The sequence below is a fragment of the Labrys sp. KB_33_2 genome (assembly GCF_052114505.1).
Taxonomy (GTDB): Bacteria; Pseudomonadota; Alphaproteobacteria; order Rhizobiales; family Labraceae; genus Labrys.
Window position 1 is genome coordinate 454,725 of record NZ_JBFREW010000001.1, and the last position, 25,896, is coordinate 480,620.

At 63.9% G+C, this 25,896-nt stretch carries 23 protein-coding genes; 12 read left to right on the top strand and 11 right to left on the bottom strand.

Features of this window, described 5'->3' with window-relative positions:
• Nucleotides 1-458 precede the first annotated feature (458 nt).
• The 4 genes from AB4037_RS02175 to AB4037_RS02190 all read left to right on the top strand — a co-directional run bounded on the left by AB4037_RS02175 (nt 459) and on the right by AB4037_RS02190 (nt 4,528).
• Nucleotides 459-2,294, top strand: coding sequence for a glycoside hydrolase family 15 protein (locus AB4037_RS02175; protein ID WP_434957714.1), 1,836 nt, complete (start codon nt 459-461; stop codon nt 2,292-2,294).
• Between the two features lie 216 nt (nt 2,295-2,510).
• A complete protein-coding gene (locus AB4037_RS02180; RefSeq protein WP_434957713.1) occupies nt 2,511-2,909 on the top strand; it encodes a VOC family protein in 399 nt (132 codons plus the stop codon).
• Between the two features lie 89 nt (nt 2,910-2,998).
• Complete coding sequence (locus AB4037_RS02185; protein WP_441770378.1) at nt 2,999-3,574, top strand: TetR/AcrR family transcriptional regulator; 576 nt, start codon at nt 2,999-3,001, stop codon at nt 3,572-3,574.
• 15 nt (nt 3,575-3,589) lie between these two features.
• Nucleotides 3,590-4,528: a DMT family transporter gene (locus AB4037_RS02190; RefSeq protein WP_441770379.1), complete on the top strand. Its 939-nt coding sequence runs from the start codon at nt 3,590-3,592 to the stop codon at nt 4,526-4,528.
• A gap of 8 nt (nt 4,529-4,536) precedes the next feature.
• Here AB4037_RS02190 and AB4037_RS02195 read toward each other — a convergent pair whose 3' ends face one another.
• The 8 genes from AB4037_RS02195 to AB4037_RS02230 form a co-directional block, all read right to left on the bottom strand.
• Entirely contained in the window at nt 4,537-5,226 is a 690-nt protein-coding gene (locus AB4037_RS02195; protein ID WP_441770380.1) for a DUF4336 domain-containing protein, read from the bottom strand.
• A gap of 106 nt (nt 5,227-5,332) precedes the next feature.
• Entirely contained in the window at nt 5,333-6,103 is a 771-nt protein-coding gene (locus tag AB4037_RS02200) for a pyrroline-5-carboxylate reductase (protein ID WP_441770381.1), read from the bottom strand.
• Nucleotides 6,100-7,059, bottom strand: coding sequence for a bifunctional riboflavin kinase/FAD synthetase (locus AB4037_RS02205; protein ID WP_441770382.1), 960 nt, complete (start codon nt 7,057-7,059; stop codon nt 6,100-6,102). Before AB4037_RS02205 ends, AB4037_RS02200 begins: the two co-directional genes overlap by 4 nt.
• 5 nt (nt 7,060-7,064) lie before the next feature.
• Nucleotides 7,065-7,937, bottom strand: coding sequence for a TIGR01459 family HAD-type hydrolase (locus AB4037_RS02210; RefSeq protein ID WP_434957707.1), 873 nt, complete (start codon nt 7,935-7,937; stop codon nt 7,065-7,067).
• 139 nt (nt 7,938-8,076) lie between these two features.
• The gene (locus AB4037_RS02215; protein ID WP_441770383.1) at nt 8,077-8,940 is read right to left on the bottom strand and encodes a patatin-like phospholipase family protein; all 864 of its coding nucleotides are present in this window, start codon (nt 8,938-8,940) and stop codon (nt 8,077-8,079) included.
• Nucleotide 8,941: 1 nt separating this feature from the next.
• Nucleotides 8,942-10,213 (bottom strand): phosphoribosylamine--glycine ligase, encoded by a 1,272-nt coding sequence (purD, locus tag AB4037_RS02220; protein WP_441770384.1) that lies wholly within the window; start codon nt 10,211-10,213, stop codon nt 8,942-8,944.
• Nucleotides 10,214-10,292: 79 nt separating this feature from the next.
• Entirely contained in the window at nt 10,293-11,213 is a 921-nt protein-coding gene (locus AB4037_RS02225; protein WP_441770385.1) for a 4-(cytidine 5'-diphospho)-2-C-methyl-D-erythritol kinase, read from the bottom strand.
• The gene (locus tag AB4037_RS02230) at nt 11,203-13,326 is read right to left on the bottom strand and encodes a tetratricopeptide repeat protein (RefSeq protein ID WP_441770386.1); all 2,124 of its coding nucleotides are present in this window, start codon (nt 13,324-13,326) and stop codon (nt 11,203-11,205) included. The genes AB4037_RS02225 and AB4037_RS02230 overlap by 11 nt, the downstream gene beginning before the upstream one ends.
• Before the next feature lie 272 nt (nt 13,327-13,598).
• Between AB4037_RS02230 and AB4037_RS02235 the strand changes: the two genes are divergently transcribed.
• Nucleotides 13,599-14,834 carry an MFS transporter gene (locus AB4037_RS02235; protein WP_434957702.1) on the top strand — a complete coding sequence of 412 codons (1,236 nt, stop codon included), beginning with the start codon at nt 13,599-13,601 and terminating at the stop codon, nt 14,832-14,834.
• Between the two features lie 317 nt (nt 14,835-15,151).
• Nucleotides 15,152-16,975, top strand: coding sequence for a tetratricopeptide repeat protein (locus AB4037_RS02240; protein WP_441770387.1), 1,824 nt, complete (start codon nt 15,152-15,154; stop codon nt 16,973-16,975).
• Nucleotides 16,976-17,024: 49 nt separating this feature from the next.
• Here the strand turns inward: AB4037_RS02240 and AB4037_RS02245 are convergent, their stop codons facing one another.
• Entirely contained in the window at nt 17,025-18,239 is a 1,215-nt protein-coding gene (locus AB4037_RS02245) for an N-acetylglucosamine-6-phosphate deacetylase (RefSeq protein ID WP_441770388.1), read from the bottom strand.
• 80 nt (nt 18,240-18,319) lie between these two features.
• Between AB4037_RS02245 and AB4037_RS02250 the strand changes: the two genes are divergently transcribed.
• Nucleotides 18,320-19,081 carry a DeoR/GlpR family DNA-binding transcription regulator gene (locus AB4037_RS02250; RefSeq protein ID WP_441770389.1) on the top strand — a complete coding sequence of 254 codons (762 nt, stop codon included), beginning with the start codon at nt 18,320-18,322 and terminating at the stop codon, nt 19,079-19,081.
• Nucleotides 19,082-19,274: 193 nt separating this feature from the next.
• Here the strand turns inward: AB4037_RS02250 and AB4037_RS02255 are convergent, their stop codons facing one another.
• Both AB4037_RS02255 and AB4037_RS02260 read right to left on the bottom strand, forming a co-directional pair.
• Nucleotides 19,275-19,643, bottom strand: coding sequence for a hypothetical protein (locus AB4037_RS02255; protein ID WP_434957698.1), 369 nt, complete (start codon nt 19,641-19,643; stop codon nt 19,275-19,277).
• Between the two features lie 21 nt (nt 19,644-19,664).
• Nucleotides 19,665-21,341, bottom strand: coding sequence for an electron transfer flavoprotein-ubiquinone oxidoreductase (locus AB4037_RS02260; RefSeq protein ID WP_434957697.1), 1,677 nt, complete (start codon nt 21,339-21,341; stop codon nt 19,665-19,667).
• Nucleotides 21,342-21,813: 472 nt separating this feature from the next.
• Here AB4037_RS02260 and AB4037_RS02265 point away from each other — a divergent pair, with 472 nt between their 5' ends.
• The 5 genes from AB4037_RS02265 (at nt 21,814) to AB4037_RS02285 (ending at nt 25,779) form a co-directional block, all read left to right on the top strand.
• Nucleotides 21,814-22,833: an SPFH domain-containing protein gene (locus AB4037_RS02265; protein WP_441770390.1), complete on the top strand. Its 1,020-nt coding sequence runs from the start codon at nt 21,814-21,816 to the stop codon at nt 22,831-22,833.
• A 269-nt stretch (nt 22,834-23,102) separates the two neighbouring features.
• Nucleotides 23,103-23,783 (top strand): DUF4178 domain-containing protein, encoded by a 681-nt coding sequence (locus AB4037_RS02270; RefSeq protein ID WP_441770391.1) that lies wholly within the window; start codon nt 23,103-23,105, stop codon nt 23,781-23,783.
• Complete coding sequence (locus tag AB4037_RS02275) at nt 23,783-25,345, top strand: DUF4178 domain-containing protein (protein WP_441770392.1); 1,563 nt, start codon at nt 23,783-23,785, stop codon at nt 25,343-25,345. Before AB4037_RS02270 ends, AB4037_RS02275 begins: the two co-directional genes overlap by 1 nt.
• Nucleotides 25,346-25,356: 11 nt before the next feature.
• The gene (locus tag AB4037_RS02280; RefSeq protein WP_441770393.1) at nt 25,357-25,542 is read left to right on the top strand and encodes a hypothetical protein; all 186 of its coding nucleotides are present in this window, start codon (nt 25,357-25,359) and stop codon (nt 25,540-25,542) included.
• 9 nt (nt 25,543-25,551) lie between these two features.
• Nucleotides 25,552-25,779 (top strand): DUF350 domain-containing protein, encoded by a 228-nt coding sequence (locus tag AB4037_RS02285; RefSeq protein WP_434957692.1) that lies wholly within the window; start codon nt 25,552-25,554, stop codon nt 25,777-25,779.
• Nucleotides 25,780-25,896: the final 117 nt, after the last annotated feature.

Consider the following 25,896-nt stretch of genomic DNA (forward strand, 5'->3'; position numbering starts at 1 on the left):
AATATACTCTCGTTGCCGAAGGCATGCTTTAATAAAAGTATATAATTCACCTATATATTGTAATCTTCATAACTTCAATCCATTGAAATTAAGTCTTTAGGATTAGATTATTTTTGCCACAAAAGTAATATTTTACCTCGCGTGATGTGTTAATCATACTATCCCGTTACCAGCCTATACTTTCGTGGCTTTCTTTGGGTCTCTCGCGCGGCTGCGTGCTGCGAAACCCCGCCGAGGCATCAAATTGACGAACTCGCGGCAAAGGGCAGGGGTAGTCATGGTCGAGAGCGACGAGCTAAAGAAAGAGTGTGGGCGATTGCCGCCATGCCGAACCAGGGACAGGGTGGTGCCGGAGCCTGAACGGACCAAATCGGGGATGAATTGCGTTTTTGGCGCTAAATCGCCGCATTCAGGACAAGAGAATAGCCAAGCCTCATCCCCGTTTGTCAAAAGGAGTGATGCCCTTGACGTCTCGGATTGAAGACTACGCCCTGATCGGCGATTGCGAAACGGCAGCCCTCGTCTCCCGCGACGGTTCCATCGACTGGCTTTGCTTTCCCCGCTTCGACTCGCCCGCCAGTTTTGCGGCCTTGCTCGGCACGTCGGAGAATGGGCGCTGGCGTATTGCCGCCACCGACAGGAAGGCCCGCGTCAGCCGCCGCTATCGGCCCGATACCCTCATCCTGGAAACGACGTTCGAAACGGAGGAGGGCGTCGCCACCTTGATCGACTTCATGCCGTTACGCGATGGCAGCAACGACCTCATCCGGCTGGTGGTCGGCCAGAAGGGCAGCGTCGATTTCAGCATCGATTTCGTCGTGCGCTTCGACTATGGCCGCACCGTGCCCTGGGTGACCCGGGCCGATGACGGCACCATCACGGCCGTGGCCGGACCCGATCGGCTGATTCTCTCGACCCCGGTGCCCCTGGAAGGCGAAGATCTGCATACCGCTGGCACGTTCAAGGTCAGCGCCGGTGAACAGGTGCCGTTCGTCCTGACCTACAGTCCTTCCACGACGCCGCCTCTAGCCCAGCCGGATGTCCAGACCGCGCTGACGAATACGGAGAGCTATTGGCGCGATTTTGCCGGGCGCTGCCCATCGGTCGGTGCCTGGACCGATGTCGTCAAACGCTCGCTGATCACCCTGAAGGCACTCACTTATATGCCGACGGGCGGCATCGTGGCGGCAGCCACCACCTCGCTGCCTGAACAGATCGGCGGCCCGCGCAACTGGGATTACCGCTATTGCTGGCTGCGCGATGCTACCATGACGCTGCAGGCCTTCATGAAGCTCGGCTATTACGAGGAGGCTTCCGCCTGGCGTGAATGGCTGATGCGGGCTATCGCTGGCGCGCCCGAGCAGATGCAGATCATGTATGGCCTGTCGGGCGAGCGGAACCTGCTGGAATGGGAGCCCCATTGGCTCAGCGGCTATGAGGGCTCGCGGCCGGTGCGGATTGGCAATGCCGCCGCCGAGCAATTCCAACTCGACGTCTATGGCGAGGTCGCTGATGCCATGATGCAGGCGGCCGCGGGCGGCCTGGCGCGTCACCCCAGGACGCGGGCGCTCAGCGAAGTCATCATGAACTTCCTCGAAACGGCCTGGCGCCGCCCTGACGAGGGGATCTGGGAGGTGCGCGGCGGGGCGCAGCATTTCACCCATTCCAAGGTGATGGCCTGGGTCGCCTTCCACCGGGCTGCCAATATGGCGATCAAATCCGGCGACAGGCCTGCCTTTGCCGAGCACTGCCAGCGCGTGGCTGACGAGATTCACCAAGATGTCTGCAGCAAGGCCTTCGATACCAATCTCGATAGTTTCGTGCAGGCCTATGGCTCCAGGACGATCGACGCCAGTCTCCTGCAGATCCCGCTTGTCGGCTTCCTGCCGGCGGATGACCCTCGGGTGATCGGCACGGTCAAGGCGGTCGAGAACATGCTCATGCGGGATGGTTTCCTGTTGCGCTACAACACCGACCACGTCGATGACGGCTTGCCGCCGGGCGAGGGTGCCTTCCTGGTCTGCACCTTCTGGCTGGCGGATGTCTACGTGCTGCAGGGCCGCGAGGACGACGCGCGCCGCCTCTATGAGCGGCTGGTGGGCCTTTGCAACGATGTGGGGCTGCTGTCGGAGGAATATGATCCGATCGCAGAGCGCATGCTCGGCAACTTTCCGCAGGCCTTCAGCCATATCGGGCTGATCAACACTGCCCTCAATCTTGCGCGGCATACCGGTCCCGCCGAAGAGCGGGTCGAGGCGAGCGGAGAGGCCGTGTCGCAGGCGGATGCCGTCTGATCATCACCGGCAGGCACTCGGGAGACATGACGCATTATGATCGCCGGGTGATTCCCGCCGGCGTCGACCGGCCGCTGGCTAAAGCGTTTTGCGATTAGACGCAGTCACCCAGAATCGCAAAGACGCTCTAGCCAATCCGTTGGATTGGCTTGGAAACAAAGAGTTAGAGAAAAGTGTGGTTCGGAGAAATCGCACTTTGCTTCAGGGAAGCCCGACATGCTGCATCATATCTCCTTCGGCGTCGCGGACATCCAGCGTTCCGCGGCATTCTACGACGCCGTTCTCGGAGCGCTCGGTTATATGCGGGTCTGGGAGGACTTAGAGCCGGGTGATCCGGATCAGGCGGTCGGCTACGGGATGCCCGGCGGTGGCGACAAATTCACGATCAAGCTGCGTGCCAAGAGTGCGCGCTCGCCGGGAGCGGGCTTTCACCTCGCTTTTGGCGCCTCCAGCCGCCCGGCCGTTTCGCAATTTCACCAGGCGGCCCTCGTGCATGGCGGCCTCGACAATGGTGCGCCCGGTCTTCGTGCTCATTACGGCCCGACCTATTTTGCCGCTTTCGTGATCGATCCGGACGGTCATCGCATCGAGGCTGTCTGTAAATCCGAAGAGTAGGCACTCGCGGGGGCGTCCCGTCGTCAAGAAGGAACTTGACAGAAGACAAAATTAGGTAGATCGGTCTACATAATTTTGGAGCCGAGCTCATGACCGACAGAATGCCAGCCAGGGAGCGTCTGCTGAAGGCGGCAGCTGAACTCTTCTATAGCGAAGGGGTCGGTGCCACGGGGATCGATGCCATCACGGCACGCGCGGGGGTCGCCAAGATGAGCCTCTACAACAATTTCTCCTCGAAGGCGGATCTCGTGAACGCCTATCTCCAGGGGCGCCATGCCGAATGGCGGGGGATCTATCAGGAACGACTCAAGGCTGCAGCGACCCCCCAGGAACGGGTGCTCGCGATCTTCGATTCCTATCTGGACCATGCGAGCGGGGCCTATGCCTGGGGATTCCGAGGCTGCGGGCTCCTGAATGCGGCCGCGGAACTTCCCGTCGGCGATCCCGGCCGCGCGTCAGTCGCCTCGCAGAAGGAAGAGGTCGAGCGGCTGTTCAAGGCCTATCTCGGCGAGATGCGGCCGGACGCAGGCACGGCGATCGACAAGACCGCCGAGCATCTTTCCTTCATGCTCGAAGGCGCGATGGCGCGGGCGGGGCTGGACGGCCATGACGGGCGCCTGAAAACCGCGCGCAGGATCGCCGCCTCGATTCTCGATCAATTCTGAGGCTGGGCCGCACCGATGAGCGACGCCGTCACCGCGCCCTGTCGCCGGGAGAACCGGGTTTTGGCGGTCGCCACGCTGCTCGTGCTCGAGGCCGCCTTGGTGGTCTCGTGGAGCGCCGGATTCGTCGGGGTGCGGTTTGCCATCGACCATGCTCCGATCTTCCTGATCCTGCTGTGGCGAAGCCTGGTCTCCGGCCTCGTCCTGCTGCCCTTCGCACTCGCGATCGGGCCGCCGCTGCGCTGGAAAGACATTTGGCGGCAGATCCTGTTCGGCGCTTTGGCCATGTCGGGCTACCTCGCCGGTTTCGCCTTGGCGATCGCCTTCGGGGTCCCAACCGGCCTTGTCGCCCTGATCGCAGACATGCTGCCGCTGGCGGTGGCGCTGTTGTCATGGCCGGTGCTTGGGCAAGGCCTGAGCGCACGCCAGTGGCTCGGTTCCATTCTCGGGCTGGCAGGCGTCCTGATCGCTTCGGGCTGGTCCCTCGACATGGGGCACGTGCCGCTCTGGGCCTATGGCCTGCCGGTCCTCGGCACGCTGTCGCTGGCCCTGGCGACCTTGCTGCAGAAGCGCAGCCCGGCCGGCGCCATGCCGGTGCATCAGAGCCTGTGCATCCAGTGCCTGTCGGCGTCCGCGATCTTTGCGTTGTTCGCCTGGCATGAGGGCGGCGTATTGCCCAGGCTCGATCCCGGCTTTGTCGGCGGCATCCTCTGGCTGGTTTTCGTCGCGACCTTCGGCGCCTGGAGCCTCTACTACATCGCGCTTCGCAAGTCGTCGCCCACCCGTGTCACCTCGGTTCTCTATCTGAGCCCGCCGGTGACGATGATCTGGGCCTGGCTGATGTTTGGCGAGCCGCTGTCATGGGCCATGGTTGCGGGGCTGGTGGTGTCCCTGGCCGGTATCGTCATCGTGGCGCGGTCGCCGGCCATCATGGCTCGCCGGACCCCCGACGCCTGATCGGCGGATCATTTGACCAGCCAGGTGAAAGCCCTGCCGAGGAAAGCCTGGCCGTCCCCGGTTACAGGCTTGCCATGCGCCATCAGCACCTTCTCGGTCGGCCATGCCAGAATGCGCTTGATGGCATCGCGCGCGGCGGGCCGGTTCACGAAGGCCACACGGAACTTCCGGGGCACCGATGGCTCGGCGGCGACCATGAGGTCGAGTTTCGCCACCACTGCCCGCCAGCCGTCGAACCAAGTGGCGTCGAAATGCTGGATGAGATCGGTGAATAGGGCGGTCCTGCTAGCATGATGGAAAAACAACGCCTCGGTCGTGATCAGATTGCCCGGCACGAGGACATGGTCGATGTCACCAGCCCAGGCTGGCATGGGGGCCTCGCCGAGATCGCCGTCGAATCGGATGTCCTTGCGCTTGGCCCTGAGGCCAGACGGCGCATAGACTTCGGCCTTCGGATAGGCGCGCTGCCAATCGCCCAGGAACAGGTGGTGCAGGGAATTGGGCGGCACCAGGTAACGCACCTCGCCCAGTTTATCGACCTGCGCGCGCAGATCTTGCGAAAGGGTGATCGGAGACCAGACGAAGAGACCGCCGCCCGATAATCGGATCACGGCCATGCGGGTGGGATAATGAAAGCCGGCCACCGAGGTGGTCGGGCCATTCGCAATCCAAATCCCGTCGCCGAAATCCTCCAGCATTTGTCGATATCCCGCCTTTCCCCCTTGGGGGCTTTGCGCATGATCAACCAAGCTTGCCACAGCCATATGGCGGCGTGACCGATATTGAACTCGTCCGAGGGAACGCTCAGGGCGCGGTAATGCGCCGATGCACGCCGTCGAGGCTCTCGGCGAAAGTCTCGAAGAGCTTGCGATCGGTCAGTTCGCGCAGGACCTGCTCGTTGATGCCGCCGCGTGTGGCATATTCCTGCGCCAGATGCATGAAATCAGCATCGGGCGCGGCTTCCGGAGCGTGAGCCAGGGCCTTGAAGAGGGCAGCGACATAGTCGCGGGCCGTCGGATCGGCAACGCCATGGCCCTGCAGCCAGCCGTGAAGCGTATCGAGATATTTGAAATAGGTGGCGAAGGTGGCGGTGGCGACGCTCAACGCATCGAACTCGCCGACATCCGCCACCGCGATCGTCTTGCCCAGCCGGGCGAAGAAGGCCACGACGTCGGGATCGGGCGGATAGATGATCGTAGGGCCCTGTCGCTGGGCGACCATCGGCATCGGCAGCGCCTTGGTGACATGCGTGGCGGGAGAGACCAGCGAAGTGATCTCCTCGCGGGACAAGGTGGCGATCAGGCTGATGATGCGATGGTCCGGATGGAACCGCAGGCTCGGCAGCACGTCATGTGCGATCTGGGGCCGGACGGCGAGCATGATGGTGTCGCAGGCGTCGAGGACGGCCTGATTGTCGGCTGCGATCCGAACATCTGCAAAGCGCGACGCCAGGTCGGCGGCAATAGCCTCGTTGCGGGGCGACAGGAGAACCGACACGTCATTGTCGGCGACGGATTTGAGGCCGGTCACGATCGCCGATGCCAGCGCGCCCGTACCGATGAATCCGAGTTTCATGGTGCGTCCGGTGCCGTCATCTGCCGGGCGATGCGGCTATCCTCGTTCATGCGCTCGACCAGCGCCTCGATCGAATCGAATTTCAGCTCGCCGCGGATATAGCCGACAAAGGCGATCTCGATTTCCTTGCCATAGAGATCGCCGGAATAATCGAACACGAAGGTTTCCAGCAGGGGCGGGCCATTATCGAAGGTCGGGCGTCGGCCGAAGCTGGCGACACCGGCATGCACGACGCCATCGATCATCGCACGCACGGCGTAGATGCCGAGAGCCAGGCCGCATTGCGGATCGAGCGCCATGTTTGCCGTGGGAAAGCCGAGCTCGCGGCCTCGTTTCTCGCCGTGGACAACGGTTGATAGCACCGACCATTCATGGCCGAGCAGGCGATTGGCGCGCGGGATGTCGCCCGCCGCCAGGGCACGGCGAATGGCCGAGGAGGACACCGCCTCGCCGCTCTCGCGCGTCGGCGCCACGATGGCGATGTCGAGGCCGAGGGCGCGGCCATGCTGCACCAGGAATTCAGGGGTGCCGCGTCGGTCCTTGCCGAAATGAAAGTCGTAACCCACGGCGACGGCATGGGCGCCGAGCCGCCGCACCACCAGTTCTTCCAGGAATTCCTCCGCCGTCATGCCGGCAAGCGCCCGGTCGAAGGTGAGGGTGACCAGGGCGTCAAGGCCGGCATTCTCCAGGAGGCGGGCCTTCAAGGCGGGCGGGGTCAGCCGGAACAAGGGTTCGTCCGGCCGGAACAGGCTGCGCGGATGCGGCTCGAAACTGAGGGCGATGGCGGGGCGCGGCCGATGATGGGGTCCCGGCTGCGAACCTCTGGCGAGAGCCTCGACTGCCTCGATTACCGCCAGGTGGCCGCGATGCACGCCATCGAAATTGCCGATCGCGATGGCGGCGCCGGTGAGACGCGAGGGTAAGGTGACGGGATCGAGAAACTGCTCGAAGGCCATGATGTCTACCAGATCAGCCGCGGCATGACCGCGTCGGGAATGACGCCCTTGTCGGCGAGGAAGGCGGCAAGCGCCTCGGGGTCGACGCCATCGCCTTCGTGACCGGCTTCGAGCGCATGGATACCGCCGGAGATGAACAGCGCGCCGCAACCGATGGCGGCTGCGCCGGCGAGGTCGGTCCGGACCGAATCGCCGATGGCCAAAGTGCGCTCGGAGGGTGTCGGTTTGCCGCGGAGCGAGGCGGCGGCCTCGAAGGCGGCGTCATAGATGGGCTTGTAGGGCTTGCCGCAAATGGCCACCTCGCCGCCGACGGCGCGATAGGCTTCTGCTAGCGCCCCGGCGCAATAGATGATGGTGCCGCCGCGATCGACGATGAGGTCAGGATTGGCGCAGATCATCGGCACATCACGTGCCTTGAAGCCAGCCAGCATGTCCCTGTAGGTCTCCGGCGTCTCCGTGGTGTCGTCGAACAGGCCGGTGCACACAACCACTTCGGCTGCCTCGGCCGTGTCGGCGAAACGAATGCCGAGGCCCTCATAAAGCGGCCTGTCGCGATCCGGGCCGAGATGGAAGACCTTTTTGGCTGCCACGGCGGCGATCTGCGCCCGTGTCACGTCGCCCGAGGTGACGATGGCATCCCAGCATTCGCGAGGCAGGCCGAGCCGGTCGAGCTGCGGCATCACCGACTGGGCCGGCCGCGGCGCATTGGAGACCAGCACCACGGTGCCGCCCTGCCGGCGATAGGCGATGAGCGCATCGGCAACGCCGTCGAACACCCTGTGGCCATTGTGGATGACGCCCCAGATGTCGCAGAAGATCAGGTCATAGGCGCTGGCAATCTCGCGAAAGCCATGGATGAGACGGGGCGAGGAAGCCAAGACAGGGCCTTTCGGTCGAATGAAGTCAGGGGCGGCAGGATGTCGGTGTCCCTCACATAAGCCCTCGAAGCCGGGCTGGGAAGAGACAAGGGGCCGCGCAGGCTTGTGCGCTCGCTGGGCCGCCGGCCCGGTTTACGCCTTATGGGCTTTCCATAAGTTCGCCGAGGCGTCTCTTCAATTCATCCTTGGCTGGCCGCGCCAGGCGAAAGACCACGCTGGAACGGGCGAAATCGAGGGCGCGGATGCTGCCGACATTGGGCCGGATCAGGATGTCGGGACGATAATGGGCGGCCTTGGCGTCGACGATCGCCGCCTGCATGATCTGCAGGGCGCCGAACATCGCCTCCAAGGTGCCGGGCATATCGGTCTCCATGGCGATGGTGGCCGCGCCGGAGACATCGATGCCCACGAGGATATCGGCCTTGCCGGCGAGATGGTCGAGCGGCAGCGGATTGACGGTGGCGCCGTCGATCAGCACCTGGCCGTCGATGCGCACCGGCCGGATTGCGCCAGGGATCGCCATGGAGGCGGCGACGGCTTGGCGCAACGGGCCCGAGGTGAACGCCCTTTCGCGACGACCGTAATAGTCGGTGGCCACGATGGTGAGCGGGACGGCAAGCTCGGAGAAGGTCTGGGGGACGGCTTCAGGGAGAAAGGCTTCGCAGAAGGCTTCGGCATCGATCATCACCGGATTGCCGAGGCCGGAGAACAGATCGGCCAGCCGCCCGGTGCGGGCCGCCATCAGCTTGCTGCGGGTGCCGCGCCGGTCGGCGAGCGTGGCGAGCGTATAGGCATGGAGTTCGGCGGCCGAGAGGCCGGCGGCATAGGCGGCGGCGTAGATCGCTCCCATCGAGGTGCCGGCCATGGCGACCGGCCGGATGCCGAGTTCGTCGAAGACCTCCAGCATGGGGATATGGGCGAGGCCGCGTGCTCCGCCACCACCCAGGGCCAATGCCACGGTCTTGGTCACGGTCTTGGCGGAACTCTTGACCGTGGTCGTCATGTCAGGCCTTGCCTATGGCGCGCCAGCCGATATCGCGGCGGCTGAAACCTTCGGGCCAGTCGACGAGATCGACGGCCTCATAGGCGCGCTTCTGCGCCTCTGCCACGCTCTTGCCGCTGGCAGTGATGCCGAGCACGCGCCCGCCATTGGCCAGGATGTGATCGCCCGAGCGCTTGGTGCCGGCATGGAAGACCAACACCTCGTCGAGCGAGGCCGCCTTGGCGAGGCCCCGGATTTCCGAACCACGGAGGAAGCTGCCGGGATAGCCCTTGGTCGCCATCACAACGCACAGCGCCGCATCGGTCTTCCAGCGCAGCGAGATGGTGGAGAGCACGCCGTCGGCCGAAGCGATCAGGGCCGGCAAGAGATCCGAGCGCAGCCGCGGCATCAACACCTGCGTTTCCGGATCGCCGAAGCGGACATTGTATTCGATCAGCTCAGGCCCGTCCTTGGTAATCATCAGGCCGGCGAAGAGCACGCCCTTGAAGGGCGTGCCACGGGCGGCCATGGCCTGGACCGTGGGGCGAATGATGGTCTCCATCACGCGCTCTTCCATCTCGGGCGTCATGATGGGGGCAGGGGAGTAGGCACCCATACCGCCGGTATTTGGGCCTTTGTCCCCATCGAAGGCGCGCTTGTGGTCCTGCGCGGAGATGAGGGGAATGGCGGTGGTACCGTCGCACAGGGCGAAGAAGCTCGCCTCCTCCCCGTCGAGGAACTGCTCGACCACTACCTCGTGGCCGGCTTCTCCGACGCTGCCAGCGAAGATGGCATCGACGGCGGCGAGAGCCTCTTCCAGGGTCATCGCCACCACCACACCTTTGCCGGCGGCCAGGCCATCGGCCTTGATCACGATCGGTGCACCCTGTTCGCGGACATAGGCGCGCGCGGCGGCAGCGTCGGTGATGCGGCGGTAGGCAGCGGTCGGGATGGAGAATTCCTGGCAGAGGTCCTTGGTGTAGCCCTTGGAGCCCTCGAGCTGGGCGGCGGCCTTGGAAGGGCCGAAGGCCTTGATGCCGGCAGCAGCGAGATCGTCGACCAGGCCGGCAACCAGCGGAGCCTCCGGACCCACGACCACGAAGTCGATCTCGTTCTCGCGGCAGAAGGCGATGACGGCCTGATGGTCGGTCGCGTCGACGGCGGCGCAGATCGCACATTCCTCCATGCCGGGATTGCCGGGCGCGGCATAGAGCCTCTCGCAAAGCGGGCTCGCCGAAACAGCCCAGGCCAGGGCATGTTCGCGCCCGCCCGATCCGATCAGAAGAATGTTCATCGTCACCGCCTGCTCGAAGTGCTGAAACTCATTGGCCGGACCTTTGCCCGATCGGGCGCCGTGATGCAATGTCGAAGCGTCAGCCGATGACCGTGTCCACCACCCACCAACCCGGCCGATGCTCTGCGATCGCCTGTCTTGCCGCCGTTGCGGCCTCGGCCGTCTGGAACAGACCGAACACGGTAGCGCCCGAGCCCGACATGCGGGCGAGGCGGCAGGCAGGCTGGTCACGCAGGGCGGCGAGCGCCTCGCCGATGGTTGGGCGGAGGGCAAGGGCTGGCGGCTCGAGGTCGTTGCGCCCCTGGCCGAGATTGTCGATCAATGCCATCGGGTCGCGCTCGCCCTCTATGGCTGCGGCCAGGGAAAGATCCGCAGAAGCGACCGAGCCTGCAGGGCGGGCAAGGGCACGGAAGACGTCCGCCGTCGGCGTGGCAACCCCCGGATTGACGAGGACGGCGGGCAGGAACGGCAGAGGGACTGGAGCGGACAGGGTTTCCCCCGCACCACGCATCCAGCGGCTCATACCTTCCAGGCAGACCAGCACGTCCGAGCCCGTGGCGCGGGCGGCGGCCAGGATATTCTGGTCGGTCAGCGGCAGGCCGTTGGTTCGAGCGATGAGACGCAGGGCCGCCGCGGCGTCGGACGAGCCGCCACCGATGCCGGCCGCTGCCGGCAGGCGCTTGTCGAGTCTGAAATGCCCGAGAGTGAGGCCATCACGCCTCTCGGCGAGGGCCCTGGCGGCCTTGAGCACGAGATTGTCGGTGGTGGTACCGGCCTCATTCGCGCGGGGACCAAAGACTTCCAGGGAAAGGCCGAGGCCCGGTTCGAGACTGAGCTCGTCAGCGATATCGGCAAAAGCGACCAGGCTGTCGAGCACATGAAAGCCGTCCGCGCGCCGCCCCAGAACGGCCAAGGTCAGATTGACCTTGGCGCGGGCTTTCTCGTTCAGCCGGACAGGCGAGGCTCCCGCCTCTCCGGCCGCCGGAACGTCAGCCACCATTGTTGTTGGACGGTGCGGCAGGCTTTACGGGCTCTGCCGGCTTAGGCGCGTCCGTCGGCTTGGGTGCGTCAGCAGGCTTAGGTGTATCGTCGGGCTTGGGAGCTTCCATCGGCTTGGGCGCGTCGGCCGGCTTGGGGGTGTCGGCCGGTTTCGTCTCGTCTGCGGGCTTAGGCGCATCCGCCGGTTTGGGCGCTTCTACGGGCTTGTCGGCACCGGTCGGCTTGCTGGGCTCGGCTGGCTTTTCGGGCTGCGAGGGTTGGGCGGCATCCGGTGCCTTCGGAGCATCAGCAGGTTTTGCCTCATCCGCAGGCTTGGGTGCATCCACGGGCTTGGGTGCGTCAGGGGACTTGTCTGCGTCAGGGGACTTGGCCGCGTCACCGGCCTTGCCGGCATCGGCCGAGGCCGTGTCCCGCATGCCGTCCTTCATCTTCTGCTCGATCTTGGCCTTCTCGTCAGGTTCGGGCTTGGCGTCGAGGGCGTGGCGCCACTGGAAGGTCGCCTCCAGCTTGCGCCCGATCTTCCAATAGGCATCGCCGAGATGGTCGTTGATGGTGGGGTCGCTCGGCTTGAGGGAGACGGCGCGCTCCAGCTGTTCGACCGCCTCGTCATATTGGCCGAGCTTGTAATTGGCCCAGCCGAGACTGTCGACGATGTAGCCGTCATCGGGACGCTGATCGACCGCCTTCTTGATCATCTCCATGCCTTCCTGGAGATGGATACCCTGATCGATCCAGGAATAGCCGAGATAGTTCAGCACCGATGGCTGGTCGGGAAAGAGCTCGAGAGCCTTCTTGAAATCGGCCTCGGCCTTCGGCCACTGCTTGGTGCGCTCATAGGCGATGCCGCGATAGTAAAAGGTGGGCCAGTCATTGCGGGTGGGCTTGCCGATTGCGTCGACCGCCTGCGAGAACGCTACCGCAGCCTCTTCCCAGCGCTTGCGCTGATTGAAGATGCCGCCGAGCGAGATGATGGCGTCGAGATCCTGCGGATTGGCCGAGATGATCTTCCTGAGATGCGCAACGCCCTCATCCGTTTTGTCGAGCTCGTCCAGCGTGGTGGCAAGCTCGATCTCAGCGTTGCGCTTGAGCGGCGAGGAGGCAGGCACGGCCTTGAACAGGGTTTCGGCAGTCTGGGGCTGCTTGAGATCGCTGTAAAGCTCGGCGAGGCCGATCAGGGCAGTGGCGTTGTTGGGCTCCAGATAGAGCGCCAGACGGTAGAACACCACAGCATAGTCGGCGCCGCCTTGCTTGGCGATGCCGGCGGCGACCGAAACCAGAATATCGGCGGCGCCCTGCTGGGCTGATGTCACGGCCGGGCCGATGCGTTTGCCGGCCTTGATGTCGGTGGTCAGCGCCGTGACGATCGGCTGGCGCGGCACCTTGGCCGAATAGGCGTCCAGCACCTTGAGTGCGTCGTCCTTCTTGCCGGCACGCACCAGCGCGCGCGCATAGGCGTCGACGATGGAGACAGCATTGGCGTCGCGCTCATGGGCGTCCTTGAGCCGGGCGATCGCCTCATCCCGCATGCCCGCCATGTCGAGCATCATGCCGGTGGAGAAATTCTTGAAGGTGGAAAAGCCGTCATTGGACGAAATGTCGTCGCCGGCCACCACGCCTTTCTTAGTCTGGCCGGCACCCGCATAGGTCCAGGTCGAGATCAGGGGCGTCGCCAGCTGCAGGATAGGCTTGTCGAGCGTGAAGGCGAGTTCGTCGCGGGCCTTGGTGTAGTCCCGGCCCTTCAGCGCCCGGATACCGAGTACGAGATGGGCGATCGGGTTCTTTTTGTCGATCGCCACGACGCGCCGGGCGAAAGTGACGGCCTTGTCCATCTCGCCCGAGGTCAGCAGCGCAATGAAGGTACGATTGGTCAGCTCCTGGCGAGCCTGTTCGTCCTTGAACAGGCCGCTGCTCAGCGCCTTGGCATAGAAGGAGGCCGCGTTGTCGTCGTCACGCACATTGGCGGCCAGTCGCCCGGCCAACAGGCTGCCGGAGGCGGAGGTCGGCCGGAACGGGCGCTCGACCGCCTTGGCCGCCAATGCCGGCGCCATCAGGGTCGTCGAGAAGGCGATCGCCAGCAAAGCGGCGGAAAAAGACGTGCGGGAAGACAGGGGCACTGCTAAGAAAACTCCGAATCAGCCGGCCGCCTCGACACAGGCGACGCAGTCGCGAATTATTCGCCGCTACCATGGCTGCTTTGAGGCGAGGGAACAACCCGTCTGGGGCTCGAAAACCGCGATTTTGCATGTGGGCCCGACGAGCTTTCAGCCCTCGGCGCCAGGCATGACAACTCCAGATAGCGGCTTTGTGCAGGGGTATCGCCCGTCCCTCTTGGGTTGGTCCGGGATCGGCGCTTGACAAGCTCACCTTACGGGACGACGCCTTGGGCATGTCAGTTCCCGCCGCTTGTTCCTCGCCCGTGCCCCATGTCGCACGTGGTTCGGCCACCTACCGCAAGATCAGCCTCGCTTTGTTTCTCGCCGGTTTTGGCACGTTTTCGCTGATCTATTGCGTACAGCCGCTGTTGCCGCTGCTGGCCGAGGAATTCCATGTCGGTGCAGCCCAGAGTTCACTCGCCCTATCGCTGACCACCGGCGCTCTCGCCTTTGCCATCTTCGCTGCTGCGGCGGTGTCCGAGCGCTTCGGTCGACGCGAGTTGATGTTCGCATCCATCGGTCTCGCCAGCCTGCTCAATCTTGCCGTGGCGGTCACGTCGGGATGGCACGCCATCCTCGCCTTGCGCGCGGTCGAGGGGCTGGCCATTGGCGGGGTGCCGGCCATCGCCATCGCCTATCTGGCCGAGGAGATCGAGCCTGATGGCCTCGGCTTCGCCATGGGGCTCTACATCGCCGGCACTGCACTCGGCGGCATGTCGGGCCGGGTACTGACCGGCATCCTCGCCGAATTCCTGACCTGGCGCTTCGCTCTGGCGATCGTCGGCATCGGCGGCCTCGTCCTGGCGCTCGGTTTCGTGCTGCTCCTGCCGCCCTCGCGGCATTTCACACCGCGCAAGGGCTTCGATCTTCGCTATCACCTCAGGGCATGGCTTTCGCATTTCGGCCGGGAAAGACCCGGCGCCGTGCTGGCGAAGCCCCTGCTGTTCGCCATCGCCTTTTGTGGTTTCGGCAGCTTCGTGACCGTCTACAATTACGCCGGGTTCCGGCTGATGGCACCGCCCTTCGATCTCAGCCCGACGCAGACCAGCCTGATCTTCACCGTCTATCTGTTCGGTACCATCTCTTCCTCGCTCGGCGGCATGGCGGCCGACCGGCTGGGGCGGGCACCGGTGCTGATCGCCAGCCTCGTGACCATGGCTGTTGGCATCGGCCTCACGCTCTCCTCGACCCTCACCGGCATCATTGCCGGCATCGCGGTGCTGACGGCGGGCCAGTTTGCCTGCCATGCGGTAGCGAGCGGCTGGGTCGGCCGGCTGGGCGGTGACAGCAAGGGCCATGCCGCCTCGCTCTACATGCTCGCCTATTATCTCGGCGCCAGCATCGTGGGCTCGACCGGTGGCTGGTTCTGGAGTGTAGGAGGATGGCCGGCCGTGGTCGGATTCACACTGCTCCTGATCGGGCTCGCCATCGGATGCGCGGTGCGGCTAGGGAGCAGCCGCCTGCGATGATGAAGGAGCCGGCAGTTCGCAAACGCGCCTGCCTCGATGCCGGATACGAGGAGACAGCTTCAGGTGAACAAAGGTATCGACCTGCGTTTGGTTGACGGTCATGTTCGGCGCGATACAGACAAGGGGGAGGCGAGCGACTATGTCGTCGTCGTGCCGCTAATGCGTTTTGCGATTTGACCGAGTCACCTGGAATCGCAAAGACGCTCTAGCCGATCCGTTGGATTGGCTTGGAAACAAAGAGTTAGAGTAAAAGTGCGGTTCGGAGAAATCGCACTTTTACTCTAGTAGAATCGAGACGGGCGCCGGGGAGCGGGATCATGAACGCATTTCGCCTGATGATCTTGGTTGCTGCTATGCCCCTATGGTTGGCCGCGCCGGCGTTCGCAGCTCCCAAAGGCGGCTGCGCCTCGGATGATCCGGCTGTTGCCATTCCTGCCTGCACCACCGCCATCAATCGCATCGCGGTGACGCCCGGCAGCCAGGCTACCGCCTATCTGCAGCGTGGGCGCGCTTATTACCGGCAGAAGCAATATGGTCTGGCGATCAACGATCTCGGCGCCTCGATCCGGCATAACGGCAAGAGCTACCTCGCTTATGTCTTTCGTGGCTTGAGCTATGCCGAGCTCGGCGACCATAATTCGGCGATCGACGATTACGACAAGGCCATCGCCATCAAGCCGGGATCGGCGGAAGTCTATTTCTACCGCGCCAATTCCCGCTCGGAGCAGGACGATGTCGAAAACGCCGTCGCCGATTATTCGCGCGCAGTCGATCTCGATCCGGGCATGGGGCCTGCTTTTGCCAATCGTGGCAATCTGCAGCAGCGGCTCGGCCGCCACGACAAGGCCGTCGCCGACTATACCAAGGCGATCGCGCTGAAGCAGGGTGTCTCGCTGATCTACAACAATCGCGGCAATTCCTACGTCAATCTCAAGCGCTACGACCTCGCCATGGCCGATTTCGACAAGGCGATCGCGGCTGATGGCGGCAATTTCAATGCCTATAACAACCGGGCGAACCTGCATTACGCCAAAGGGAAGATCGACGAAGCCATTGCCGATGTCAGCAAGGCGATCGCCCTGAATTCGGGCATGGCGGAATTCCATTCGGGCCGTTGCGCGCTCTATCTGGCGAAGGGAGCGCTGCGGGAGGCACTGACGGATTGCGATACGGCCATCGCGGCACGGCGCGACTATGCCGAGGCCTACCTCAATCGCGGGCTGGCGCATTGGCGCCTCGAGGAGAGAGAAGCTGGCCTGTCCGACATGGAGATGGCCTTCTCGATCAATCCGAACCTGCCCAATGTCCAGCGCTATGTGACGCTCTTTCGTGCCTCGAAGGCGGTGCAGCAGGCCGGGGCCAGCAAGAAGAATGAGCCTGTACCCACGCAGAAGGCTGCTGCGGAAGGCTCGCGGCGGGTCGCGCTCGTCATCGGCAATTCGCGCTATGCGGGGGTGTCGCAACTGCCCAATCCCAGGCGAGACGCCGATCTCATCGCCGGGGCTCTGCGGACGGCCGGCGTGCAGGACGTCACGGTCGCCTACGATCTCGGGCGCGCCGGCATGGTCGACGCCCTCCGGTCCTTTTCCGCCAAGGCCGACGCGGCCGACTGGGCCATCCTCTATTATGCCGGCCATGGCATGGAGCTGACGGGGCAGAACTATCTCATACCCGTCGATGCCCGCCTGCAGTCCGATCGCGATATCCCCGACGAGACCGTCAGCCTCCAGCGTGTGCTGTCGGCGCTGAGCGGCGCGCGGCGCCTGAAGCTGGTGGTGCTGGATGCCTGCCGCAACAATCCCTTCGCCGCACAGATGACGATGACCACGCCCACCCGTTCGGTCGGGCGCGGTCTCTCACGGGTCGAGCCCTCGGGGGCGACGCTGGTGGTCTATTCGGCCAAGGAGGGCACGGTGGCCGAGGATGGCGATAGCCAGCACAGCGCCTTCGCCGAGGCCTTTGCCAGACGGGTGGTGGAACCAGGGCTGGAGATCAACAAGCTGTTTCGCTTCGTGACCAGCGATGTGATGTCGCGAACCGACAATCGGCAGGAACCCTTCGTCTACGGCTCGCTGCCTCCCGAGGATTTCGTCTTTACGAGCACGCGGAGCCAGCCGTCGTCGGCATCATCCTCGCCCTGATCGCTCACGCTGCCCGCTGTTGCGCGCAGCGTGAGCAGGTGGTCCGGGTTCAGGCCGCCTGATCGGGCCTCGCATATGCGGCAGGCAGGGGCTCGCCGCCGATGAACACCCGCTCGACCTCCAGCTCCGCGCTCAGAACCACGATGTCCGCGCACTTGCCTGGCGCGAGGCTGCCGACTTGGCCGGCGATGCCCGCAAGCTCGGCCGGCGTCAGCGAGGCCATGCGGATGACAGCGGGGAGGTCCTTGCCAACGGCGTGCGCCATGGTCTTCACCATGCGGTCCATGCCATGCATCGAGCTTGCCAGGCTGCCGTCCTCGCCTCGGACGGAATGGCCGTCGCTCCAGACCCAGCTGCCATCCTCGCTAGAGCCGAAGCGATATTTGCCCGGCGGCATGTCCATGGCGCGGTTGGCATCGGTGACGAGGCAGCAGCGCAGCGGCCCGATCAGGCGGAAGGCGAAGCGCAGCAAGTCGTCGGAGAGGTGGATGCCGTCGGCGATCACCTCGGTGCTCATCTCTGGGTTGGCGAGGACATATTGCTCCATGCCCGCCTGCATCGGCGTGCCGAAACGCTTGCGCAGGGAGGCGACCGAGCTCATGGCGCACCAGAAATGGTCGACATGGCGCATGCCATGCGCGAAGGCCGCCTCGAGTTCATCCCAGCGGGCGTTGGAATGGCCGCAGGTGATGAAGCAGCCCCGTTCGCGGGCATGGTCGAAGAAATCGAGGGCGCCGGGCAGCTCGGAGGCGCAGGTGGCGATCTTGATGATCTCCCGGCCGAGGAAATATTCATATTCCTCCCGCACTGGATCACGCCGGCCCTCGGGCGCGTGGATGCCGACCTTGTCTTCCGCAAAATAGGGACCGTAGAAATGGATGCCGGCGATGCGGGCGCCATCCGAAGGTGTCCAGGAGGCTTGCACGTTTTCGCACGCTTTCACCATCGCATCGAGCTGGGCGAAGGACCCCGTCGTGGTGGTCGGGAAGATCGAGGTGGTGCCGTGCCTGGCATGGGCGATATTCGTTCGCCGCACGGCTTCCACCGTGCCGTCCATATAGTCGGCGCCGGCGCCGCCATGCACGTGAATGTCGACGAAACCCGGCGACAGGTAGCGGCCGCTGAAATCCAGACATTCCTTGCCTTCATGCTTGGAAGCAGGCGGCTCGATCGCTTCTATCCGGCCGTCTACGCAGTGGATCACGGCGTCTTCGAGAATGGCATCTTCGAGGATAACGTTCCCCTTCAGGAGAAGCTCTTTCATGCTGGATCCGGCGATAGCTGTTGTGATAGGAATGCATGTATCTAGCGATATCGTCACAAACGTGCAATTGAGGAATCGCCTTGCCCATCGAATCAACGCCTGACGAGAGGCGCGCCTTCGTCCTGTCGAAGCTGGAGGCCAAGGGCAGGCTGTCGACGCAGGAGGTCTCGGCGCATTTCGAGGTTTCCGAGGACACCATCCGGCGCGACTTCCGGGACATGGCGGCGGAAGGCCTGATCAAGCGTGTCCACGGTGCTGCCCTGCCGGTCTCGCCGGGAGGATTGCCCTTCCAGGGGCGCTACAAGATCGCGGCCGCCTTGAAGACGCGCCTGGCCAGGGCGGCGGCGCAGCTCGTGCTGCCGGATCAGGTGGTCGTCATCGACGGCGGTACCACCAATCTCGAAGTGGCGAGGCAATTGCCGCGCGATCTCAGGGCCACCATCGTCACCAACAGTCCGCTGGTGGCGACATCAACCACCGAGCATCCGCATCTTGAGGTCATCCTGCTCGGCGGCGTCTTCGACAAGCGCAGCCAGATGGTCCTGGGCGCGCGCGTGCTCGATCAGCTTCACGCCATCAATGCCGATCTGTGCTTCATCGGCGTGCACGGCATTCATGAGGAGTTCGGGCTGACCACCGCCGGCTATGACGAGGCCGCGATCAAGGCCGCCATGATGAAGGCGGCTGCCGAGATCGTCGCAGTGGCGACCCCGGATAAAATCGGCACCGCGGCGGCACACCATTTCGCTGCGCTATCGTCGATCGACACGCTCGTCACCGAAGATACGCCCCGCACCCGCGATCTGCTGGAGAAGGCCGCCATCAAGGCCATCTACGCTTGAGGCGTTGCTCTAAAGCGTTTTGCGATTCGACGGAGTCACCAAGAACCGCAAAGACGCGTCGAAACAATGAGTTAGAGCGAAAAAGCGTTCAGTCGTGAACGCGCTTTGCTCTTGGGGGCGGGTCTTCGGACCCGCCTGCGCTGCCGCTTCATAGGAAGCCGGGCATGAAGACCCGCCCCCCATTTTCGCTCCGTTATGCGGCCCGCTTTTTCGACTGTCGGGAGGCAGCGGCGGCCGCGCCCAAGGCGCCGATACCGGCGCCGATCAGAGCGCAATTGAGCAGTATGCCGATAAGATCGCTGCGATTGGCGGTCGCGATCGCCTGAGCAGCCTGTTCGGCGCCGGCCCCCCCGGCCCTCGCATCCATCATGGCGACCATGCCCGGCTCGCCGCATTTGGGCAGGAGCGTGTATTTGGCTTCGTCGCTGTCGCCATAGATCTTCTCGATGGCCTGCTCGCAGCGCAACCGGTCGGCCGGGGAAACCCCAACCGTGCCGAACTGCAGATAGAGGCCGACACCCAGGAGAACGATCCCGAGGCCGGCATAAAGGAAGGTTTTCATAAAGACAGCTCCGAGATCCGCTTACATGTTCGGATAGTTCGGGCCGCCGCCGCCTTCCGGCGTCACCCAGTTGATGTTCTGGGCGGGATCCTTGATGTCGCAGGTCTTGCAGTGCACGCAGTTCTGCGCGTTGATCACGAAACGCGGATCCTTCTTGGCTGCCTCGTCGCCATAGACAACCTCGTAGACGCCGGCCGGGCAATAGAGCCGGGCCGGTTCGCCATAGAGGGGCAGGTTCTTTTCGATCGGAACCTTGGGATCCTTCAATGTGAGATGAACAGGCTGGTCTTCCTCGTGATTGGTCGAGGACAGGAAGACAGAGGAAAGCTTGTCGAAGGACAGCTTGCCATCGGGCTTGGGATAGTTGATCGGCTTGCTTTCGGCGATCGGCTTCAGCGTGGCGTAGTCGGGCTTGCCATGCTTGAGCGTGCCGAACAGGGAGAAGCCGAGCTTTTCGTTGAGGTGCATGTCGATGCCGCCAAGCACCACGCCGGCGATGGTGCCGAGCTTGGACCACAGCGGCTTGACGTTGCGCACCTTGTAGAGGTCGCGGCCGATCTCGCTGGAACGCCAGGCCGCCTCATAGGAGGCAGGCTCGTCATGCGAGCGGCCCTCGGCCAGCGCCTTGGAAATATGCTCGGCCGCCTGCATGCCCGACAGCACGGCATTGTGGCTGCCCTTGATGCGCGGCACGTTGACGAAGCCGGCCGCGCAGCCGATCAGGGCGCCGCCGGGGAAGGAGAGCTTGGGCACCGACTGGTAGCCGCCCTCAGTGATGGCGCGTGCGCCATAGGCGATGCGCTTGCCGCCCTCGAAGGTCGGTGCGATCAGCGGATGGTGCTTGAAGCGCTGGAACTCGTCGAAGGGCGAGAGATAGGGGTTGGTGTAGTTGAGGTGGATGACGAAACCCACCACCACCTGGTTGTTCTCCAGATGGTAGAGGAAGGAGCCGCCGCCCGTCTTCGAATCCAGTGGCCAGCCAAAGGAATGCTGCACCCGGCCGGGGACATGCTTGGCCGGATCGATCTGCCAGAGTTCCTTGATGCCGATGCCGTATTTCTGGGGTTCGCGGCCGTCGGCCAGATTGAACTTGGCGATCAGCGTCTTGGTCAGGCTACCGCGGGCGCCCTCGGCGAAGAGGGTGTATTTGCCGTGCAGTTCCATGCCGCGGGTGAAGCCGGATTTGGGCTGGCCGTCGCGGCCGATGCCCATGTCGCCGGTGGCGACGCCCATCACCGCACCCTTGTCGTCATAGAGCACTTCGGCGGCGGCAAAGCCCGGGTAGATCTCGACACCCAGCGCTTCGGCCTGAACAGCCAGCCAGCGGCAGACATTGCCGAGCGAGCCGACGAAATTGCCATGGTTCGACATCAGCTTGGGCATGCCGAAATTGGGCAGGCGCAGGGCGCCGGATGGGCCGAGATAGTAGAACTGGTCCTCGGTGACCTCCGTCACCAGCGGGCGGTCCTCCGCCTCGCGCCATTCGGGCAGCAGCTTGTCGAGACCGATGGGATCGATCACCGCGCCGGAGAGGATATGGGCGCCGACCTCCGAGCCCTTCTCCACCACCACCACGCTGGTCTCGGGGTTGAGCTGCTTGAAATGGATCGCGGCCGCCAGGCCGGCAGGTCCGGCGCCGACCACGACGACATCATATTCCATCGCCTCGCGGGGGCCGAGATCGGCACTGTCGGTCATCGAGAAGTCTCCGGTGGTTTTGAAATAGCTTGGAGTGCCCGTGCTTTTTTCACGTTTTTGGAATCGGTGCAAACAAAGCTGCCAGGGTTTCCTGAATTAAGTAACCAATTGGTGCGTTAATGTCACGTTCGCCGGCGCCGCCGGTTCCATCCGCATGCAGCAGGGTTCAGGGTCACGGTATCTTCTCCCGTCGCAGGGTTCGACATGACATCAGCATTGCCGGTAGACCGGCAGGCAGGAAGACACGAAAAGACTATATCGACCGCGGCGATGCCCTTGATCCGTCACTGATTGTCATATTCTCCCGCAAACAGGCGATTGAGGCGTGCGCCGTTCTCGGGTGGGGGCTCCTGCCGGTTCTATACTGACGCGCATGATGCCTGTCCCTTGGGTTACCCTTTCCCATTGCCACGCGTGCTAGGTAGAGTAGGCTGTCTGCGGCTTGCGATCCGTCGGTATGGAGCATACGGGCATGGGCATTCTAGACTTCATCTCCAAGCAATTTATCGATGTCATCCAATGGACGGCCGAGGAGCCGGGGCTGTTGGCCTACCGCTTCCCGATGTCCGGCATGGAAATCCAGAACGGCGCCCAGCTCGTGGTGCGCGAGACGCAGAAGGCGGCCTTCTTCAACGAAGGCAAGATCGCCGATATTTTCGGCCCCGGCACCTATACGCTCACCACGCAGACCCTGCCGGTGCTGACCTATCTGAAGAACTGGGACAAGTTCTTCGAATCGCCTTTCAAGTCGGACGTCTATTTCTTCGACACCAAGGATCAGATCGACCGCAAATGGGGCACCACCCAGCCCCTCACCATCCGCGACAAGGAATATGGCCCGATCCGCATCCGCGCCTTTGGCAATTATTCCTATGCCATCGGCGATGTCGGCGCGTTCTGGTCGCGCCTGGTCGGTACGGCCGAGCGCTGCACCTCCGAGATGATCGAGGGCCAGCTTCGCGGCGCCGTGCTCACCGCCATCGCCTCGACGCTCGGCCAGAGCAATGTCGCCTTCATCGACATGGCCGCCAATCAGGAGGCCTTCTCGCAGAAGCTGGCGGAAGCGATCCGCCCGGCGCTGCGTGACTATGGCATCGACGTCAAGAGCTTCTACGTCCAGAGCCTGTCGCTGCCGGAGGAACTGCAGCGTATCCTCGACAAGGCGAGTTCGATGAACATGCTGGGCGACCTCAATCGCTACGCCCAGTTCCAGACGGCCGAATCCATCCCGCTGGCGGCCGAGAATCCGGGTGGCCTCGCAGGGGCTGGGGCAGGGCTCGGCGCCGGCATGGCGATAGGCCAGGCCATGGCGCAGGGCTTTGCCAATGCGGCGCCGGCCCCGTCAGCGCCCGCACAGCCGGCCGCGCCTGCGCAGCCGGCGGAGGATCCGATCCAGCTCCTGGAAAAGCTCGGCGGGCTGCTGGCCAAGGGCATCCTGACCCAGCAGGAATTCGACGCCAAGAAGGCCGAACTGCTGTCACGGATCAAATAGGCCGGACTTCGCCCCGCTCGCCGGGAAACTCTGCTTGAGAACCGTTTGCCGATAAACGAATTGAAGAGCCTGTCATCCCCGGCTGAGCTACTCACGAGCGTAGCGAGGGAGAGCGAAGGGAAGGGGATCCAGGGGCCATGAATCACACCTATCGGCCCTTGGATCCCCTTCCCTCGGCCTATGGCCTCGCCGGGGATGACGAAGCCCTAATTTCGGAACGGTCATCTGGCCGAACAGGCCGGTCAATCCCGTGATCCATACGAGGCCCAATGCGTAAATTCGCCTGCCCTTCCTGCGGAGCGGATGTCGTGTTCCGGTCGGCGCAGTCGGTCTATGCCGTCTGTGCCTATTGCCAGTCCATGGTGGTGCGAACCGATGTCGACGTGACGTCGCTCGGCGTGATGGCGGCGCTGCCCGACGACATGAGCCCCCTTCAGCTCGGCACCGGCGGTGTCTTCGACGGGCAGTCCTTCACCATTATCGGGCGCCTGAAGATCGGCTGGAGCGACGGGCTGTGGAATGAATGGCACATGCTGATGGATGACGGCCGGGAAGGCTGGATCGGCGAGGCGCAAGGCTTCTTCTCGGTGAGCTTGGAGGCGGAGGAGACCTCCTGGGGCGGCGTGCGCGAGGCGCTGGATCGCTGCCGGCCGCTGCTGACGGCGAGCGAGAATGGCGCTGCCGACATAAGGCCGGGCTTTTCGGTGTCGGTGAATGGCGTTCAGCTCAGGGCCGTCGACATCAAGCTGGCGACCTGCCTGGGCTCGGAAGGCGAATTGCCTTTCGCAGCCCCCAAGGGCCGGCGCACCGTGTCGATCGATTGTGTCGGTGCCGATGGCGAATTCGCCACGCTCGAACATGATGGCGAGGAGGCCAGTGCCTATTTGGGTCGCTATCTCGAATGGGATGCCTTGCGCTTCTCCAATCTCAGGCCGCTGGAGGGCTGGTGATGGAGGAGCCTCTCGCACCGCCACCATCGGCACCATCCGTGCCTGCGCCGCGGCCTCCCGGTCGGCCGCGAACCTTTGCCTGCCCCAATTGCGGCGGGTCGGTGACGCTGCGCGCCGTCGGCCAGTCGATCAGCGCCACCTGCAGCCAGTGCTCCTCGCTGATCGACGTCGCCGACGAGAATCTGCGCATCATCCAGAAGGCCGAGGCCGCGCTCGAACCCTCGGAGATTCCGATCGGCACCCGCGGGCGGTTGCAGGACGTCGAATGGGAGGTCGTCGGCTATATGCGCCGGAGCGACCGGACGGGATATTACGAGTGGATCGAATATCTGCTCTTCAATCCCTATCGGGGCTATCGCTTCCTGGTTCGGGAAGCCGGCCATTGGACCGTGGTGAAGATGCTCACCCGCGACGTGCCGGCGGCCGGCAGCACCATCGACCTCACGGTCGAGGGGCGCCGCTATGCCTTCTTCAGCAAGGGGCAGGCGCGCACCAAATATGTCGCCGGCGAGTTCTATTGGCGGGCTTCCACGGCGGATGTCACCGAGACGGCTGATTATATCGCGTCGCCTCATCGGCTGATGGTGGAGAGCAACGACGAGGAAATCATCGTCTCCGAAGGCATCTATCTCGAACCCAGTCAGGTGGCCGAAGCCTTCAAGCTGCCGCTTGCGGACGAACGCCATGGACCCGGCGTCAACCAGCCCAATCCGCACCGGCGCTGGCTGAGGGTACCGCTCGCCGCGCTCGGCGTGGCGACGCTGCTGCAGTTCGGCTCGCTCGCCCTCTCGCCCGGGCGCCAGGTCGCCTCGCAGACCTTCACCCTGACCTCCGCCGACAAGGGCAAGACCTTCGCTTCCGAGCCGTTCCGCCTCGACGGCCGTGGCAATGTCGAGTTCGAGACCAGCGCCGAACTGAAGGATGACTGGCTGGAGCTCGACGTCGCTCTGGTCAATGTCGAGACCAATCGCAGCTATCGCGCCACCCAGGGGTTGGAGAATTACAGCAGCGGGCGGGTCACCGAGCGCACCAGCGAATTGCTGGCGCCGGTGCCGGCGGGCACCTACAAATTGCTGATCGATGCCAATGCCGGCCTGTTCAGCAAGGTGGCGGAGACCACGCCGATGGTCGCGCGGGAGGATTATTTGCAGACCTGGCTGCGCAACAATGGCCAGGCCGGCAGTACACCTGCCTCGCAGCCCGCCATCGCCCCCGCACCGCCCAAGCCCCTGCCTTCGGAGACGTTCACCGTGATGGTCCGCCACGACGTGCCGATCTGGTCGAACTATCTCGGTGCCGTCGGCCTCCTGGCCGTTGGTGCCGGCTTCGGTTTCTTCCGGGACAGGCGTTTCGAACAGAACCGCTGGGAACAGGGTGGCATCGAAGAGGAAGCGCCCTCGGTTTCCGGCAGTCTGGCGGCGGGAGGCTTCATCGCCGGCGGCGCCAGCAGCGACTCCGATTCCGGAACCGGCAATTGGTGGTCGTCGAGCGACGACGATGACGACGATAGTTCCTCGTCCAGCGATGATTCCAGCAGCAGTTCCAAAAGCGAGGACACGTGAGCAGGATGCAGATGATCTACGCCGCTGCGGTCGTGTTCGGCATGACCCTCGGCAATTTCGGCGGCTATTCGCTGGCCACTATGTGGCACGGCAAACAGACGACCAGCCGCGGCATCAGGAGCAGCGACGATGGCGGCTCCTCCGGCTGGTTCGGCGGCGGTAGAAGCTCCGGCGGCGGCTATTCATATCATAAATAGGGGGCTTTCATGGATGTCTCGGGCCTGATCGAACTGAAATATGTGGTTGCCTCGCTGGTCTATTCCGGCATCGGCCTCGTCGTCTTCGTCATCGCCTTCTGGCTGCTCGACCTGCTGACCCCGAAGGTGCAGGTCTGGAAGGAATTGTGCGAGAAACGGAACACGGCGCTGGCGATCTTCCTGGGCGCCGTGGCGCTCGGCATCGCCATCATCATCGCCTCGGCCATCCATGGCTGATGGCCCTAATGCTCCAGGGACCGCAGGCGTCTCGCCTGCACTTGGAAGCGCAGAGGCAGGCCGATAGAAAGAGCAGGCGAGACTCCTGTGGTCCCAGGAAGAAGCAGTCTCGAAGCA

Bases quoted from the DNA above. Each gene is read 5' to 3' on its own strand.
- AB4037_RS02175 (WP_434957714.1), top strand. From the start codon at position 459: ATGCCCTTGACGTCTCGGATTGAAGACTACGCCCTGATCGGCGATTGC.
- AB4037_RS02180 (WP_434957713.1), top strand. From the start codon at position 2,511: ATGCTGCATCATATCTCCTTCGGCGTCGCGGACATCCAGCGTTCCGCG.
- AB4037_RS02185 (WP_441770378.1), top strand. From the start codon at position 2,999: ATGACCGACAGAATGCCAGCCAGGGAGCGTCTGCTGAAGGCGGCAGCT.
- AB4037_RS02190 (WP_441770379.1), top strand. From the start codon at position 3,590: ATGAGCGACGCCGTCACCGCGCCCTGTCGCCGGGAGAACCGGGTTTTG.
- AB4037_RS02195 (WP_441770380.1), bottom strand. From the start codon at position 5,226: ATGCTGGAGGATTTCGGCGACGGGATTTGGATTGCGAATGGCCCGACC.
- AB4037_RS02200 (WP_441770381.1), bottom strand. From the start codon at position 6,103: ATGAAACTCGGATTCATCGGTACGGGCGCGCTGGCATCGGCGATCGTG.
- AB4037_RS02205 (WP_441770382.1), bottom strand. From the start codon at position 7,059: ATGGCCTTCGAGCAGTTTCTCGATCCCGTCACCTTACCCTCGCGTCTC.
- AB4037_RS02215 (WP_441770383.1), bottom strand. From the start codon at position 8,940: ATGACGACCACGGTCAAGAGTTCCGCCAAGACCGTGACCAAGACCGTG.
- purD (WP_441770384.1), bottom strand. From the start codon at position 10,213: ATGAACATTCTTCTGATCGGATCGGGCGGGCGCGAACATGCCCTGGCC.
- AB4037_RS02225 (WP_441770385.1), bottom strand. From the start codon at position 11,213: ATGGTGGCTGACGTTCCGGCGGCCGGAGAGGCGGGAGCCTCGCCTGTC.
- AB4037_RS02235 (WP_434957702.1), top strand. From the start codon at position 13,599: ATGTCAGTTCCCGCCGCTTGTTCCTCGCCCGTGCCCCATGTCGCACGT.
- AB4037_RS02240 (WP_441770387.1), top strand. From the start codon at position 15,152: ATGAACGCATTTCGCCTGATGATCTTGGTTGCTGCTATGCCCCTATGG.
- AB4037_RS02245 (WP_441770388.1), bottom strand. From the start codon at position 18,239: ATGAAAGAGCTTCTCCTGAAGGGGAACGTTATCCTCGAAGATGCCATT.
- AB4037_RS02255 (WP_434957698.1), bottom strand. From the start codon at position 19,643: ATGAAAACCTTCCTTTATGCCGGCCTCGGGATCGTTCTCCTGGGTGTC.
- AB4037_RS02260 (WP_434957697.1), bottom strand. From the start codon at position 21,341: ATGACCGACAGTGCCGATCTCGGCCCCCGCGAGGCGATGGAATATGAT.
- AB4037_RS02265 (WP_441770390.1), top strand. From the start codon at position 21,814: ATGGGCATTCTAGACTTCATCTCCAAGCAATTTATCGATGTCATCCAA.
- AB4037_RS02270 (WP_441770391.1), top strand. From the start codon at position 23,103: ATGCGTAAATTCGCCTGCCCTTCCTGCGGAGCGGATGTCGTGTTCCGG.
- AB4037_RS02275 (WP_441770392.1), top strand. From the start codon at position 23,783: ATGGAGGAGCCTCTCGCACCGCCACCATCGGCACCATCCGTGCCTGCG.
- AB4037_RS02280 (WP_441770393.1), top strand. From the start codon at position 25,357: ATGATCTACGCCGCTGCGGTCGTGTTCGGCATGACCCTCGGCAATTTC.
- AB4037_RS02285 (WP_434957692.1), top strand. From the start codon at position 25,552: ATGGATGTCTCGGGCCTGATCGAACTGAAATATGTGGTTGCCTCGCTG.